This window comes from Peribacillus sp. NPDC058075, from assembly GCF_042885195.1.
Classification (GTDB): Bacteria; Bacillota; Bacilli; order Bacillales; family DSM-1321; genus Peribacillus.
The window spans coordinates 370,666-384,501 of sequence record NZ_JBHVSL010000001.1 but is presented as its reverse complement, the minus strand read 5'-3'; the positions used below and the strand labels follow the sequence as shown (position 1 = coordinate 384,501).

The 13,836-nt window shown below is 39.6% G+C and carries 16 protein-coding genes and 1 other annotated feature; of the genes, 4 read left to right on the top strand and 12 right to left on the bottom strand.

Going from position 1 to position 13,836, the window contains the following annotated elements; translation table 11 throughout:
* Positions 1 to 46: 46 nt before the first annotated feature.
* A complete protein-coding gene (locus tag ACFVS1_RS01980) occupies positions 47 to 631 on the top strand; it encodes a bifunctional transcriptional activator/DNA repair enzyme AdaA (protein ID WP_352925310.1) in 585 nt (194 codons plus the stop codon).
* A complete protein-coding gene (locus ACFVS1_RS01975; protein ID WP_387544924.1) occupies positions 621 to 1,145 on the top strand; it encodes a methylated-DNA--[protein]-cysteine S-methyltransferase in 525 nt (174 codons plus the stop codon). Before ACFVS1_RS01980 ends, ACFVS1_RS01975 begins: the two co-directional genes overlap by 11 nt.
* 61 nt (positions 1,146 to 1,206) lie before the next feature.
* On the opposite strand, the gene ACFVS1_RS01970 is transcribed toward ACFVS1_RS01975, so the two are convergent.
* The 4 genes from ACFVS1_RS01970 to ACFVS1_RS01955 form a co-directional block, all read right to left on the bottom strand.
* A complete protein-coding gene (locus ACFVS1_RS01970; RefSeq protein WP_352925586.1) occupies positions 1,207 to 1,650 on the bottom strand; it encodes a DUF2690 domain-containing protein in 444 nt (147 codons plus the stop codon).
* Positions 1,651 to 1,734: 84 nt separating this feature from the next.
* Complete coding sequence (locus ACFVS1_RS01965; RefSeq protein ID WP_387544923.1) at positions 1,735 to 2,208, bottom strand: YjfA family protein; 474 nt, start codon at positions 2,206 to 2,208, stop codon at positions 1,735 to 1,737.
* 360 nt (positions 2,209 to 2,568) lie between these two features.
* Positions 2,569 to 3,195: an NUDIX hydrolase gene (locus ACFVS1_RS01960; RefSeq protein WP_387544921.1), complete on the bottom strand. Its 627-nt coding sequence runs from the start codon at positions 3,193 to 3,195 to the stop codon at positions 2,569 to 2,571.
* Positions 3,196 to 3,234: 39 nt separating this feature from the next.
* The gene (locus ACFVS1_RS01955) at positions 3,235 to 3,501 is read right to left on the bottom strand and encodes a transporter suffix domain-containing protein (RefSeq protein WP_309487140.1); all 267 of its coding nucleotides are present in this window, start codon (positions 3,499 to 3,501) and stop codon (positions 3,235 to 3,237) included.
* Between the two features lie 241 nt (positions 3,502 to 3,742).
* Here ACFVS1_RS01955 and ACFVS1_RS01950 point away from each other — a divergent pair, with 241 nt between their 5' ends.
* Complete coding sequence (locus ACFVS1_RS01950) at positions 3,743 to 4,423, top strand: copper homeostasis protein CutC (RefSeq protein ID WP_387544920.1); 681 nt, start codon at positions 3,743 to 3,745, stop codon at positions 4,421 to 4,423.
* A gap of 32 nt (positions 4,424 to 4,455) precedes the next feature.
* On the opposite strand, the gene ACFVS1_RS01945 is transcribed toward ACFVS1_RS01950, so the two are convergent.
* The 5 genes from ACFVS1_RS01945 to ACFVS1_RS01925 all read right to left on the bottom strand — a co-directional run bounded on the left by ACFVS1_RS01945 (position 4,456) and on the right by ACFVS1_RS01925 (position 7,890).
* Positions 4,456 to 4,701, bottom strand: a complete 246-nt coding sequence (locus ACFVS1_RS01945; RefSeq protein WP_387544919.1) for a hypothetical protein — start codon at positions 4,699 to 4,701, stop codon at positions 4,456 to 4,458.
* Positions 4,702 to 4,836: 135 nt separating this feature from the next.
* Positions 4,837 to 5,574: a MerR family transcriptional regulator gene (locus tag ACFVS1_RS01940; protein ID WP_387544918.1), complete on the bottom strand. Its 738-nt coding sequence runs from the start codon at positions 5,572 to 5,574 to the stop codon at positions 4,837 to 4,839.
* A 343-nt stretch (positions 5,575 to 5,917) separates the two neighbouring features.
* Positions 5,918 to 6,772, bottom strand: coding sequence for a pentapeptide repeat-containing protein (locus ACFVS1_RS01935; protein WP_387544917.1), 855 nt, complete (start codon positions 6,770 to 6,772; stop codon positions 5,918 to 5,920).
* 37 nt (positions 6,773 to 6,809) lie between these two features.
* Complete coding sequence (locus ACFVS1_RS01930; protein ID WP_387544915.1) at positions 6,810 to 7,274, bottom strand: VOC family protein; 465 nt, start codon at positions 7,272 to 7,274, stop codon at positions 6,810 to 6,812.
* A gap of 106 nt (positions 7,275 to 7,380) precedes the next feature.
* Positions 7,381 to 7,890 (bottom strand): GNAT family N-acetyltransferase, encoded by a 510-nt coding sequence (locus tag ACFVS1_RS01925; protein WP_387544914.1) that lies wholly within the window; start codon positions 7,888 to 7,890, stop codon positions 7,381 to 7,383.
* A 292-nt stretch (positions 7,891 to 8,182) separates the two neighbouring features.
* On the opposite strand from ACFVS1_RS01925, the gene ACFVS1_RS01920 reads away from it, so the two are divergent.
* Positions 8,183 to 9,571 carry an L-cystine transporter gene (locus tag ACFVS1_RS01920; RefSeq protein ID WP_387544913.1) on the top strand — a complete coding sequence of 463 codons (1,389 nt, stop codon included), beginning with the start codon at positions 8,183 to 8,185 and terminating at the stop codon, positions 9,569 to 9,571.
* A 196-nt stretch (positions 9,572 to 9,767) separates the two neighbouring features.
* Here the strand turns inward: ACFVS1_RS01920 and ACFVS1_RS01915 are convergent, their stop codons facing one another.
* The 3 genes from ACFVS1_RS01915 to ACFVS1_RS01905 form a co-directional block, all read right to left on the bottom strand.
* Complete coding sequence (locus tag ACFVS1_RS01915) at positions 9,768 to 10,970, bottom strand: hypothetical protein (protein WP_387544911.1); 1,203 nt, start codon at positions 10,968 to 10,970, stop codon at positions 9,768 to 9,770.
* 155 nt (positions 10,971 to 11,125) lie between these two features.
* Positions 11,126 to 11,782, bottom strand: a complete 657-nt coding sequence (locus ACFVS1_RS01910) for a phosphatase PAP2 family protein (RefSeq protein ID WP_387544909.1) — start codon at positions 11,780 to 11,782, stop codon at positions 11,126 to 11,128.
* 220 nt (positions 11,783 to 12,002) lie between these two features.
* Entirely contained in the window at positions 12,003 to 13,352 is a 1,350-nt protein-coding gene (locus ACFVS1_RS01905) for an amino acid permease (RefSeq protein WP_387544907.1), read from the bottom strand.
* A gap of 59 nt (positions 13,353 to 13,411) precedes the next feature.
* Positions 13,412 to 13,649, bottom strand: a binding site (T-box leader).
* Between the last annotated feature and the right edge of the window lie 187 nt (positions 13,650 to 13,836).

Sequence of the window (13,836 nt, the reverse complement as noted above, 5' to 3'; positions counted from 1 at the left end):
TTGTCTATCACCCTTTTCTTGTATACTAAATGGAGAGGTGAATGTAGTGAATCCTTTCCCGAATGAATATTGGAGAGCTATTATAGATTGTGATGCAGCATATGATGATCATTTTTTATACGGAGTAATTACGACGGGCATCTTTTGCAGGCCCTCCTGTAAATCCAGGGTGCCTAATAAGGAAAACGTGAAGATTTTCAAAAATGCCATGATGGCTTTGGAAGAAGATTTCCGGCCTTGTAAACGATGCAAACCGGAAGGATTGAATTTGCCGACAGAAGAATGGGTTGAACAAATAGCCGAATGGATCGACACCCATTACAGCGAACCCCTCACACTTAACATATTGGCGGATATTTCCCACGGCAGCCCTTATCATTTACAACGATCATTCAAGCGTGTGAAGGGGATATCGCCCACTGAATACATCCAACGGCTACGCCTTGAAAAAGCAACATGGCTGCTGGAAAAGTCCGAACAGCCGATAACTGAAATAGGCTTGGCTGTCGGGTTCTCCAGTACACCCTATTTCATGACGCTATTCAAAAGAAAAATGGGGAATACCCCTTCAGGATATCGGAAAGCTTATCTCAAAACTCAAGCTTTGGAGCGTGAAGAAAATGAAGAATGATAAAGAACAAACCATTGATTGGGCCATATTGCATTATGATAGGTGGCAGTTATATGTGGCCAAAACGGAAAAAGGGCTTTGCTATGTAGGCTCTCCCGGTCAAACGTATGGGGAACTGGAGTCTTGGCTTCAAAAACGCTTTCCAAATGCGAGACTTTTTGAAAATGAAAAAGCATTAACACCCTATCTAAATGAACTCCAAGAATATTTCGAAGGGACCAGGCAGACTTTCTCTCTTCCCGCAGATGTAAAAGGCACGCCCTTTCAACAAGAAATTTGGGCAGCGCTGAATCAAATACCTTACGGAAAAACCTGTTCCTATTCCGATATTGCCCAAATCATCCAAAGACCTGCAGCTGTTCGGGCGGTCGGTACAGCCATTGGTGCCAATCCTGTTCTGATCACGGTGCCATGTCATCGGGTTATCGGAAAAAACGGTGCCATTACCGGTTACCGTGGAGGTACGGAGATGAAACAATATCTACTTCATTTGGAAGCGGAAATGAAAGTGTGAGTACAAACTGACAGCAAAAAAAAGCATCCGACCATACGGATGCTTTTTTTGCCTTTGTTTTTTAGTACCAAATGGTCACAGCTTTATTATATGCATCACTATTAGGGATCGCATGTATCCCTTGGGCCTGTGCCTTGCGCGGGTCATAATCATAAACCATTGGTGTATAGCACGAGGTCTGCCCTTTGTTCACGACACCATTGCCCCCGGAACTGGCACATGTATAGGCTTTATCATCAGTACTTCGGACAATTCTGGCGTCCGCTTCATGGTTGTATACGGCGGGGCGTGTTACGGTCACTTTTGCCCAGGCGGTTTTACAGACAGTGCTGAATTTCAATTCTACGTACGAATTTGAATCGATCCATTTTTTATCCTTCGTTACCGCCGAACTTGCACAACTATTATAGAATGGACTTTTTCCATCATAAGTATGTGTTTCGGCCAGTGCCTGATTTTTTCCAAATCCAAAGTCGATAAGAAACATCGACAGTGTCATCACCATGGATAAACCTATCATTTTAAGCTTTTTATTCATTTCATTCATCCTTTCTTTGCATAAAAATAGATGAAGGTTTTTCTTCTTTCATTAATACCAGCCGGTTTCACCTGCTGTATATGGCCAAAAAGCGACCGCTTTTGCTTTTCGTGGATCTAAATCATATACCATTGGTGTATAGCAAGTCGTTTGACCTTTATTTATTTCACCATTTCCTCCAGGAGATGCACAGCTGAATTGTTTATTATCAATATTTCGAACAACCAATGCCGTTGCCTCCCCATCCGTTTTAGCCGGTCTGCTAAGAGTTATCTTTGCCCAAGCCGTTTTGCATGTTGTGCTGAATTTCAACTCCAAATTGGCAGAGCCGCCGTTTGCATAAATTTTCACGGACTTCTTCGTGACTGCGCTATTCGCACAACTATTATAGTAAGGACTTTTTCCATCATAGGTGTGTGTTTCTGCTGAAGCTTTGCTTGCAAAAAGATCAAGGGAGTCAAAAAGGGCTAAAGAAGCTACAAAAAATGAAATGCATAAAACCATTTTTTTCATTATTTCACTCATCCCCTTAACAAAATTTACACACTGTTCATCTTACAATTTTGTAATATTCTTACAAGTGATAAATTCCCTAGTTCATGAAAAACTACACCCCGTCTTTAACTTGCAGCCTGCTATCACTATAACAGTCAGGTATATCTCGCTTTATCAACTGAATCAGCACAGAGACAAAGTCATTATCCCTATGAGCAATTCAAGACAAATAAGGTAACAACTAAGGACTTATGCGTATCGAACTGAGATAAAACGAGCCAATAGGCTGCCGTTGATCGGTAAGGATACAGGTCGATGTACTTAATGTTTTTTTCAAGAAAAAAGAAAAAACCCCAACAGAACTCGAATCGTTTTGTCGGGGCTTTATTTTCATTTAGCGAGGTTTTCCCTGATCAATCTAATGATGCTTTCATAATAGGAGAGATCATGGGGAACGAACTCATCCCGTCCAACAAACCGATCGATCATCATCCTACGGCCTTCGTGATTCATTTCAAATCCCTTAATATTCACTTTGTCCTCCGCTCCGGTCCAAAGCTCTTCGAAGTCATTCAGCAAAACCTTCACTATCCCGGAAACCTCTTCTGGCTGCAGGGTGAAATCATCGAAGCTATGTGCACTTTCATATAGAAAGACGTTTGCCAGTTCTTTGTCGATGAAATCCTCTTTCGTTTGATGGTATTCAATGATCCCTAATGGAACCAACTCTTCAAAGGAAACGTCAATGCCTATTTCTTCTTTAATCTCCCTGACTCCGTCATATACCGTTTCATAAGCCAGTAAATGACCGGCAGCCGTAATATCCAATAGATTCGGATAATCTTTTTTTACCGCACAACGATGCTGTAGATATAGGTAATCCGCGCCCGCTTCTCTACTAGCGAACCAGCAGTGGAAAACCTCATGCCAATGTCCCAATCTATGTACTTCCTCACGCGAAGCCACGCCCGTTTGAATGCGATCGGAATCGAAAACTTTTAACAATTCAGTTTCCAATGGAGCTTCACTCCCAGCCCTTTTTTATAAAAAACTGCTTCACCCTTTTTCTTTTCTCCAATTCTTCGGGTTTAAATAACCTTTATATTTAGCAGCCACTTCTTTCCCGACCAAAAGCGCGCCTGCCCAAAACATGACTTCCGCAAAGACGATCGCACCTGTTATGACCCCTGCTTTAGCCGCAGTTGAAAATGGCGTAAAAGGAGCTACGACAGGAATGATCCAAGTGAGAAGGGAAATGATCAGGAATCCCATCCCTACTTTGTAAAACCTCGATTTCTTTACTTCCTTACTTTCCTTATCCAATTAAATAACCTCCGTCATGATGATTTTCATATAATCCCCTGCCCAACATTCCACTTTCAAATATACCATTGAATATATTCTTTTTTTTATACGTTTGAATGTCCATTTCGTTTCATAAATAGTGAAATAAAGATATTCCATTTGAGGAAAGCAGGGAAAACTATCTATTAATGAATTGACTTTACGATTCTTAATGGATTTAATAATCTTATAACACTTGCATGCAGGAAAGGAAAATCCAATGTACATTGAATTCATTGCCACAACGATAGAAGATGCCCTTATAATCGAAGAATCGGGCGCAGACCGAATCGAGCTTGTCAGTTCTTTAGCCGAGGGGGGGTTAACTCCAAGCCACGCCCTGATAGAAGCAGCCGTCCATTCAGTGAAGATACCGGTCAACGTGATGGTAAGGCCTCATAGCCAGTCGTTTTGTTATACGCAAAATGATTTGGAAATAATGAAAAAAGATATCCAAATCATTCGATCACTGGGAGCCAACGGGGTCGTATTAGGTGCATTAAATGAAAAGAATGAAATCAATCGACCATACCTCGAAGAATTATTGACGGTATGTGAAGGTTTGGAGATTACATTCCACCGAGCCATCGATGACACAAACGACCCAGTCATTTCAGCTGAAATGCTAGCACAATATCCAGAAATCAAAACGATATTGACCTCAGGCGGGCATGGGGATTTCCCAAGCCGCATGAAAACGATTCAACAAATGCAAAGAGTCTGCGGCGACATAGCGATACTGGTTGGAAGCGGCTTAAATAAGGATAATATCCTTTCTATCCATTCCGATCTGCATACCGGTCACTATCATTTCGGTACGGCTGTTCGAAAAAACAACAGTATCATTGAAGGAGTTACATTAGGAAAAGCTAAGGAAATCGTAAACATGCTAAAGAAATAATGTCGGAAAGGGACCGCTTCTTTGGTCCCTTTTTATGATGCAGAGCTCTTTTTTTGTAAAAAGACCGAGTCCCAAAACCAAAAAAACAGTGCCGCAGAAAGGCTTATTGCATAGTAGTTCTTTGTAGTTAAAACATCCATACTGACACAACCTGCGGCCCAAAGTTTAGTGACGATGCTTGTATAAATGGCATCTCCATTAAAAACAAAAACAGCCACTTTACTTCCATCCACATCATTGATTTTCCCGAGGTTAAAGGCGGCATTCCTAAATTCCATAAGTTTCCCACTATTCTCTATAAATCGGAATATTATAAATATTACCATAACTATAGCATACAGCTTCTTACTGACTGTCCCTTTAGCCATAAAATAAGATGGCTTCCGGAGCAACCTTCCAACTAATCTGATGATTCAATTATTGTTAGCATCAGCAAAATGCCCCATCGCATCACACATAAATTTTGCTAAACCATCACCGTACTGGTCGATATTTTTGGTGAAGCGTTGATCATCCACATACATTTGACCTAATCCTTTGAAAGCATTCAGCGAGTATGTGCCGAAGTTATTGTTCAAACAATCATACCATTCTTTAATTAGCTCTTGTGCCTCCTCCGACTTGGGCGAGTCATTTCGGATTGACGCAAGTTTTATATAGATTTCCGATACAATTTTCTGTGCATCTTTGGACATGCCCGACACTTTAGCCTTCGATTCATCGACAGCTTTATCCCCCCAAAGCTTGCGGGCTTCTTCTTCATATGGATTCTGACTGAAGTCAAATCCTTCAAATTTTTCTTTATTCGTCATTTGAATTTCCCCTTTCATATGCTTAATCGATTTTTCGACCGTCTCAATTAATTTATCGAGCTGACTGCGTTTCTCCAATAACATTTTTTGATGTTGCTTCAACGCATCTTGTTTATCAAACGAAGAACTGCTTATCATTTGCTTTATTTCCTTTAACGGCATGCCAAGTTCCCTGAAAAACAGGATTTGCTGCAACATCTCAAGATTATCATTCGAATAAAGGCGATAACCTGAATCGGTTATTTCCTCTGGAGATAATAACCCGATTTCATCATAATAATGCAGTGTCCGCACACTAATGCCAACTAAATCGGCTAGCTCTTTCACTTTCATTGCCACTGCTTCTTACCTCCTTTCGATATCATTTACTTTAAGGTATTACGCAACGTCAGAGTCAAATGGAAAAATGAAAGTTTCTCGCCCAATTACAAAAGACGACCCTTCCTAATGAAGAATCGCATGAAAGTATAGAGTTCACTCTTTGTAAAAGCTTAGAATTAAAGCCAAATCTATGTATTAAATTTTCCCATTACTCGTAAGTTCGGGCTTTACTCGTGAGTTTTACGCTTTTACTCGTGAATTTTACGCTTTTACTCGTGAGTTTCCGCCTTTTACTCGTGAGTTAAACAATTCCTTATTCGTTAAGTGCTTGCTGAAAGTCGCTTCGATCTTAGCTATCCTTCTACCTCCAATGATCGGGAATGCTTAATGAGAGCGGTAATTTTGTCTTCGTATCGCCTTTAGCCGAGTTAATCTGTGCTTGTGTGATGAAGAAACTCCCGGTGAGATCGGCACCGCTTAAATCAGCGTCCCTAAAGTCTGCACCGATAAGATCCGTCACTCTCATGTCAGCTTCTCTGAGGTCGGATGCGATAAGCAATGCTCCTCTTAAGTTCGCTCCCCTAAGGTCAGCACGTCTCAACTTTGCACCGATAAGGTCACTTCCCCTACTTATTTTGTTCTGTTTTTTCTGATTTTTATTTTTATTAAAAGATACCTTTGCACGTACGAGTTCACTTGTGCGCAGAAGTAAATCATTAACGATCGCTCTATGAGCTGGTACATTCAGGGCCATGATAGACTTTGGACTTTGCTTTGTGAGATATTCCGTTTCTTCAAAAGCAGCCTGCAAATCTTGATAAAGAGGTTTCGCATCTTCTAAATTCAGTGCTTCATTTAAGTAACAAAGCATTTCATGAAGTTGTTGCATAATAGGAAATACATCGAACATTTCCTTTGCTGACGCTGGGTTGTCTCTCCAATCGTTTCCATCATATGTGAGTTGAGATACCTTTTGACCCGCACCGAAGCATTCATTTACCGTGCAGCCTCTAAATCCTTTTGCTCTGAGATTTTCATGGATGCCGCAACGATAATCCGATTGCAGATTTGAACATGGTGTACCTCCATCTTTATCAAATGCAAAATCAGCAGATTTTGCATAAGGCAAAGCTACACAACACAAACCAAAACAATTCTCACAGTCTGCACGTAAATGATTAAGAATACTACCGTTATTCTTTAATTGATTAAACAATACTTACACTTCCTTCTATTAAATGAAACCAATTGTTTCATATTAGTAGATTTTTTAGTTCTTCCCATTCTTCAAGTGATAATTTTTCAGTCATGTGCTTATATGCATCAGGGACTTCTACCGAACACATGAGTTCGAGACTATTTCCATCCGGGTCATTGAAATAGATGGAAGCATTACCTTGATGCGGGCGTACAAAAGGTTCAATCGTTGTCCTTTTTCCAAAAGGGACAACTTCAATTTTTAGGGATTGGAGCCAAGTTAATGCATTTTTCATATTATCATAAGTTACCCGAAAGGCGATATGCCTTAGTGAAGGGTGGTATGGAGTTTGATATTCCTTCCCTTCCCATAAGCCGACCCAGCTCTTGTTTTCCTCTATCCAAAAGAAGGCAGTATCTTCATCCCTCCAAGCTAGTTTCAAGCCTATTTTCTTATAAAAATCCATGGAGATGGCCAGGTTCTTTACGGGTAGATGGGCTTCATATAAACCTTCTATCATTTTATATTCTCCTTTCTCCTTTTAAGTAGTGAAATTTTTTGCGGCGAAAATCTCCTGATTATTTCTTCATCTCTTTATGCGGTCTATATAATAGAAGAAAATGGATTTAAAGGTTCCTACTATAATGGTAGAATATTAGCTTTTGACCCGAATCCGCACTAATTTCCTCATTAAATGAAATCCGTTCAAAACCGTTTTTCACTAAAACCTTTTGGGAAGCGATATTGTCGCTTGTCGTTTTGGCATCTATTTGAGTCACATTCAATTTCGGCGCCAGCTTCACCAATAGCTTTAAAGCTTCATTCGCAATCCCTTTTTGCGTAAACGCTTCACCGATTCTATAACCGACATGAGCCGTACCATTAATCGGGTCTATATCCACAAGATTAATCCTGCCGACGATCATGCCTGAACCATCCTTGATCAAATAAAAGGAGGAGACGGCCTCTTCTTGTTCTTTTAATAATTCTTTATGCCTGATTCCAAACGTTCCAAAGCTATAATAATCATCTCCCCGGCCTGGCACAGTTTGCTCAAAAAACCTTCTATTATTGCATTCAAATGCAAATAACGCTTGTGCATCCTGTTCACTAAGCCTTTCAAGGTATATATCCATATCCTTCATCCTTTCAAATAACGCTCAACATATGCAGCCTGATATATCATTCAAGAAAAACAAGGGATTATCCTTCCTGGTAAATATTATAATGGAAGATTTGTACCTAGCTTGTTCCAGATATCCTTAATTGCTCCCTCAAATCCAGTTCCTGAATAAAGATAAATACATGATTTACTTCAAAAGTCAAAAATAAATTATTTTTTTCTGGTAAAAAATCAGCGGATGATGTATCATAGGCTTCAGATATTGATTATTCTTATTTGGTTAATCGGAATTAGGAGGAATATATATGATTGGTTATGTGTTTTTAAATCTTGCCATAATGCTCGTTCTTTTAGGCGTTTTATTTTACATGAATAAGAAGCATGTTTCCTTTACAAAAAGGGTCTTTACTGGACTTGGTTTAGGGATCATATTCGGACTTCTTTTACAGTATTTCTATGAACCTCAGTCAGAAGCGATCGTTAAGTCGGTCGATTGGTTTAACATTGTGGGTTCCGGCTATGTCAAGTTCCTGCAAATGATCGTCATGCCGCTTGTCTTCATTTCGATCTTATCCGCATTCACAAGATTGAAACTGACTAGCAATATAGGAAAGATCAGTGTCTTGATCATCGGGATCCTGCTTGGAACGACTGCGATTGCAGCAGCTGTCGGGATCACCTCGGCAACTGTATTCAATTTGGAAGCCGTTCAAATTGAGCAAGGGGAAGCGGAGTTAAGCCGCGGGGATGAAATTTCGGAAACATACGGTACGATTCAGGATAAAACGATGCCGCAGCAAATCCTTGAATTGATTCCCTCCAATCCTTTCCTTGATTTAACGGGAGCACGTCCGACATCAACGATTTCCGTTGTAATCTTTGCTGCATTCCTTGGGATTGCCTATTTAGGGGTCAAAAGGAAACAGCCTGAACATGCTGAATTTTTTGCTAAAATAGTAGATACATTGCACAGCATCATCATGCGCGTCGTAACATTGATCCTGCGTTTAACACCTTACGGTATCTTGGCGATCATGACGAAGACGGTAGCTACGAGTGATTTGGATGCCATCCTGAAATTGGGGAAATTCGTAGGTGCTTCTTATGTAGCCCTGATTGTCATGTTCCTCATCCATTTGCTATTGCTGATGCTTGCAGGATTGAATCCAATCGTATATTTGAGAAAAGCTTTCCCGGTTTTATCATTTGCCTTCACTTCAAGAACAAGTGCAGGAGCTCTGCCATTGAACATCCAAACACAGAAACAACTAGGGGTGTCCGAAGGTATTGCCAACTTCGCCGGATCCTTCGGCTTGTCGATCGGTCAAAACGGCTGTGCCGGAATCTATCCGGCCATGTTAGCGGTCATGATTGCTCCAACGGTTGGAATCAACCCACTGGATCCTTCATTTATAGCCATGTTGATTGCCATCGTGGCCATTAGCTCTTTCGGGGTTGCAGGTGTAGGCGGAGGAGCAACATTCGCTGCCATCTTGGTATTATCTGCAATGAACTTGCCAATCGCCTTGGCAGGTCTGCTGATTTCCGTCGAACCATTGATCGATATGGGAAGAACGGCTGTGAATGTCAGCGGAAGCATGACTTCCGGTATTCTGACTAGTAAAATAACGGGCGACCTGAATAAGGAACAGTTCAGCGAAGAATCATCTTTGAAAATCGAAGCTGAAATGTAAAAGAAAAAAGCATCGAACTTCCTGTAATGGGAGGTTCGATGCTTTTTTTCATAGGCCATACATTCACTTCAGCCACTTTTGGTTTTTCCTGATAGTATATCCACAATAAGCATCGTTATGATAAAACAACAAAAGTCTTGATACAAAAAGGAATATAGGAATGATGATTGAAACCCATTTTAAGATAAAATTCATTTTAAATAAGTAAACGCAGGATATTTTCTTGTTTCTTATATCTTCCTTTTATTTCTCCAACACCATCAATTTTTAGCGAATCAATGTTTACAGAGGGTTCATTCTCTACTATCAGGTGTAATTTATTTATTTTTTGAATTCCATCATCGACATGGGCAATAACCTGTTGTTGAATAAGAAAATCTTGATTGTTCATTCTTACTTTTATAAAGCTCTTATGTAAATGTCTATCTTCTAAAGGGATGATATTCATCGGATCAAAGGATACAGCAATTATTTCCCCTTCAATATATAGATGAAATCCTGTTTGTTCATTAAACTCTTCAAATATTTTCATTCTTTGTTCAATAGCAAAATTAATGACTTCCTCTGTTTCAAAACTTATTTTCACATCAACTATTGAATGTTCCATATTATCACCGGACAACTGTTTTAATAAGTCATATAATGTATCTTCTCTATCAAAAAAACCTTTCATCCATCCTGGTGAAAGCTCCTCTTGTAACAAACATATAAACAATCCGGAACTATAACAACTTCTTCTAATACTAGAAGTAGATTCATATTTGTTTATTAGTTGTTGCGCATATTTTTTTAAAACTGAATGATAATCAAGCGGGCTTTTTTCCGAGTAAGCTTTTAATTCGACATACCACGCAGGTCTCTCAATGGTTTCAATCAATTTTTCATATGTTAGGTACTCTTCAATCTTGGTTGCTCTTTTTTCCCTTAGTGCAATGAAAGCATTAAGGTATTGTTTCTTCTTAATTAAGTGATTTTCCATCAACGCATGATAAAGATTTGTTCGTTCCTGATTTCTCAATTCCACATTTTCTTTTGACAACGGATATGTGATTCCCATCAATTCATCGGGAAACCGTTTTTCATCCTTTATATACTGATAGCCGTGAAATAATTCATGAACCAGTATTGAATACAAATCTTCATATTCCACATACGAATCCATATTAACAATTGCAGTGGGATATTCTTCATACATAATGATTGTGTCACCAATAAACTGTACATCCCAGCTTAAAATATGATATGTACATGGTGGATTGTTACTGAATTTAGGATGATTGAATAGATAAACATTGCTCATATCATATAATGCATACGCAACAAGTTCAAAACCTGGCCAATAATTTCCCAACTTTACTTTAACCAAGTCTTCAGCAATCCGATCAAGATGATGAGGCATTCTTTTCCTCCTCTCCACTGTTACATTTAGGTTAAAAACATAATATCATATATAATTTAACATAAATATCCAAATCTTAATTGAAACAAAAAAAAGCCACTGTAACATATCGACTCATGGGAGCGAATATTCTTACGGTGGCTTTATTCATATGGTCACTTTTTAATTTGCCTCGCCGTGTAATGATTGGCCTGAAAAGCCGATAGCGCTTGGAATGTATACTGGACAGCTGCATATACCCCACCTGCAAGAAGTATCCCTGCGAGTACATCCAATACAGCATGCTGTTTCGTAAATAGCGTGGAGAGGATGATCAGTGTTCCGAATGCACTGACACTGGCATACTCCCATTTGTGCTCTTCTTTCCGCTTATGGGCGATGATCATCATGATGAATGTAGTCAGCACATGAATGCTGGGAAGACAGTTGACAGGTTGATCATGACTATAAACGAATCGCATTAAATGGGCAAAGATATCGTTACCCGCCACTTCTGGACGCGGAACTGTCGTTTGCCAAAGGCAATATACAAGAAAACAGAAAAGTTTCCCCGATATCAAACTGCCTAATCCTATGAAATATTGCTTTCGGTCAACAAAACAGTAGTAAATCAGCAATCCATAAATATACGGATACCAAAGTAAATAAGGAACGACAAATTCTTTAATAAAGGGAATCTCCCCATCTATTATAGTCGTAACATCGACAGCATGACCTGAAGATTGATTGATGATTGAATAGATGGAACTAGTAATCACCAAAAGTATTAAATAATATAACGGGTGAAAGGATAGTATGGAATTGTTTTTCATGGCTCACTCCGACTTTCAATATATTGGTTTTTTTCCAAAGATTATTATACAACATTTTTCACTAGATTAACTCTTTACTTGCAAAAGTTAATGATTCCCATGAACTAGTAAAATGGATATCTCTTACTTTTCATCAGACCAAGAATACATAACGAAAGCCACGGCATACTACCATGGCTTGAAACTGAAACTTATATATGTGAAGGCAAAAGTGATATCTCTAGATTTTGTTATGGCGTTTTTTCCATACAAACGTTAAGGAAATGAAGATGTAAATGCAAAGTGTAATGACCGTAACGATTATGGAAGTCGTGAAAATGATTCCGATCAAGATCGTTATTAAAGCGATGATCGCAGCCCATGTCGTATACGGGAACCATTTTACCGAATAGGCACTTGTTTTTCCGGACTGTTGTTTACCTGATTTCAAATGGGCGAAAGCAATGATCAACCAGATGAATAATACGGTATATCCCAGCGAACCCATTAGGAAATCGAAGGTCTTGCTTCCAGCAAATAAGGAAATCAGTACACCGCCATATAAAGCGGAAGTACACATTAATATTGCGGGAACAGGTACTTTCTTCTTGGATAACCGGGAAAAGATTTTCGGAACGCGACCATCCACGGCTTGTGTATACAGAACGCGGGATGAACCATACAACCCGGAGTTCATTGATGAAATGATCGCTAATAGAACAACGGCGTTCATGATATGGTCGGCACCTGGAATCCCAATCATTTGAAAGACCATTACAAACGGACTTTCCTTCACCCCGTTTACCTCGTTCCAAGGAATTAAGCTAACGATGATGAAAAAAGGAATGATATAGAAAGAAATGATCCTGACCAATGTACTGCGAACGGCTTTTGGAACGACTTTTTCAGGATTTTTCGTTTCAGCCAAGGTGACCCCGATGATTTCCGTACCGCCATATGAATAGATTACCACCAGCATCGCCGTGATCAAACCTGTCGATCCATTCGGGAAGAAACCGCCATGCTCAGTCAAGTTAGAAAAACCGACGGCTGTATGATCACCAAAAGTAACGAGCAGCAACAATAATCCAGCCATGATGAACACAATGATGACGGTAATTTTAATTAAAGCAAGCCAGTACTCCGTTTCAGCAAAAACCTTTACCGACAGCAAGTTAACCGCAGTAACTAAAACAGAAACAGCTAATGCCAGTATCCAGATTGGATATCCAGGCAGCCAATATTGAAGGAAAATCGCCGCAACCACTGATTCGGCCGCGATATTCAATACCCACATTTTCCAATAAATCCAATCCAGGAAATAGGCAGGATACTTTCCTAAAATCGATTCGACCAAATCCCTGAATGTTCTTGCACCGCTATTACGGACCGCCATCTCAGCTAAACCTTGCATGATGAATAATAGGATGATGCCCCCTATCAAGTACGCAATGATTACGGAAGGTCCTGCCATATCAATGGCTGAACTGCTTCCTTTAAATAAACCTGCCCCGATGGCACCGCCTAATGCCATCATCGTAATATGCCTTGAAGTCATCGTCCTCTGTAAATTCCGTTTGTCCGTTTCCATATCCTTACCTCCCCAAAATCAAAAAAAGCATATCGTCTCTTCCTTCATAATCAAATGAAGAAAGAGACGATATGCCTTAAGCTTACCGCGGTACCACTCTTATTGGCTCTTTTCTAGAACCCTGCTTTAAAAACCTTGTAACGAAGGTCAATCGTTAAAACAAAAGTATGGAATAATTCCTATCTTTCGCTTTACCACTCCCAGGCAAGTTCAAAGGATCATTGGACTGCGTTGCACCAACCCGCAGCTCTCTTTACCGAATAATGTGCTTTTACTACTCCTGTTCATTGCGTTTCAAAATTATATCTGAATATTTTTAATAATATCCAATACTATACGGACTCAAGGTAAATTTGTCAATAACTTTCTTAGGATAATATTTTCAAAGAAACAAATCATCGGAAAATTGCGTTAAGCCAGCACTATGTAAACAGTAGAATACTATTGGGAATAAGGTTGATGCATTATCACAGCAACTTCACTA

Excerpts from the sequence above, each read along its gene's own strand:
- ACFVS1_RS01975 (WP_387544924.1), top strand. The coding sequence starts at position 621 with ATGAAGAATGATAAAGAACAAACCATTGATTGGGCCATATTGCATTAT.
- ACFVS1_RS01970 (WP_352925586.1), bottom strand. The coding sequence starts at position 1,650 with ATGGTGATGACACTGTCGATGTTTCTTATCGACTTTGGATTTGGAAAA.
- ACFVS1_RS01965 (WP_387544923.1), bottom strand. The coding sequence starts at position 2,208 with ATGAGTGAAATAATGAAAAAAATGGTTTTATGCATTTCATTTTTTGTA.
- ACFVS1_RS01950 (WP_387544920.1), top strand. The coding sequence starts at position 3,743 with ATGTACATTGAATTCATTGCCACAACGATAGAAGATGCCCTTATAATC.
- ACFVS1_RS01945 (WP_387544919.1), bottom strand. The coding sequence starts at position 4,701 with ATGGAATTTAGGAATGCCGCCTTTAACCTCGGGAAAATCAATGATGTG.
- ACFVS1_RS01930 (WP_387544915.1), bottom strand. The coding sequence starts at position 7,274 with ATGATAGAAGGTTTATATGAAGCCCATCTACCCGTAAAGAACCTGGCC.
- ACFVS1_RS01925 (WP_387544914.1), bottom strand. The coding sequence starts at position 7,890 with ATGGATATATACCTTGAAAGGCTTAGTGAACAGGATGCACAAGCGTTA.
- ACFVS1_RS01920 (WP_387544913.1), top strand. The coding sequence starts at position 8,183 with ATGATTGGTTATGTGTTTTTAAATCTTGCCATAATGCTCGTTCTTTTA.
- ACFVS1_RS01915 (WP_387544911.1), bottom strand. The coding sequence starts at position 10,970 with ATGCCTCATCATCTTGATCGGATTGCTGAAGACTTGGTTAAAGTAAAG.
- ACFVS1_RS01910 (WP_387544909.1), bottom strand. The coding sequence starts at position 11,782 with ATGAAAAACAATTCCATACTATCCTTTCACCCGTTATATTATTTAATA.
- ACFVS1_RS01905 (WP_387544907.1), bottom strand. The coding sequence starts at position 13,352 with ATGGAAACGGACAAACGGAATTTACAGAGGACGATGACTTCAAGGCAT.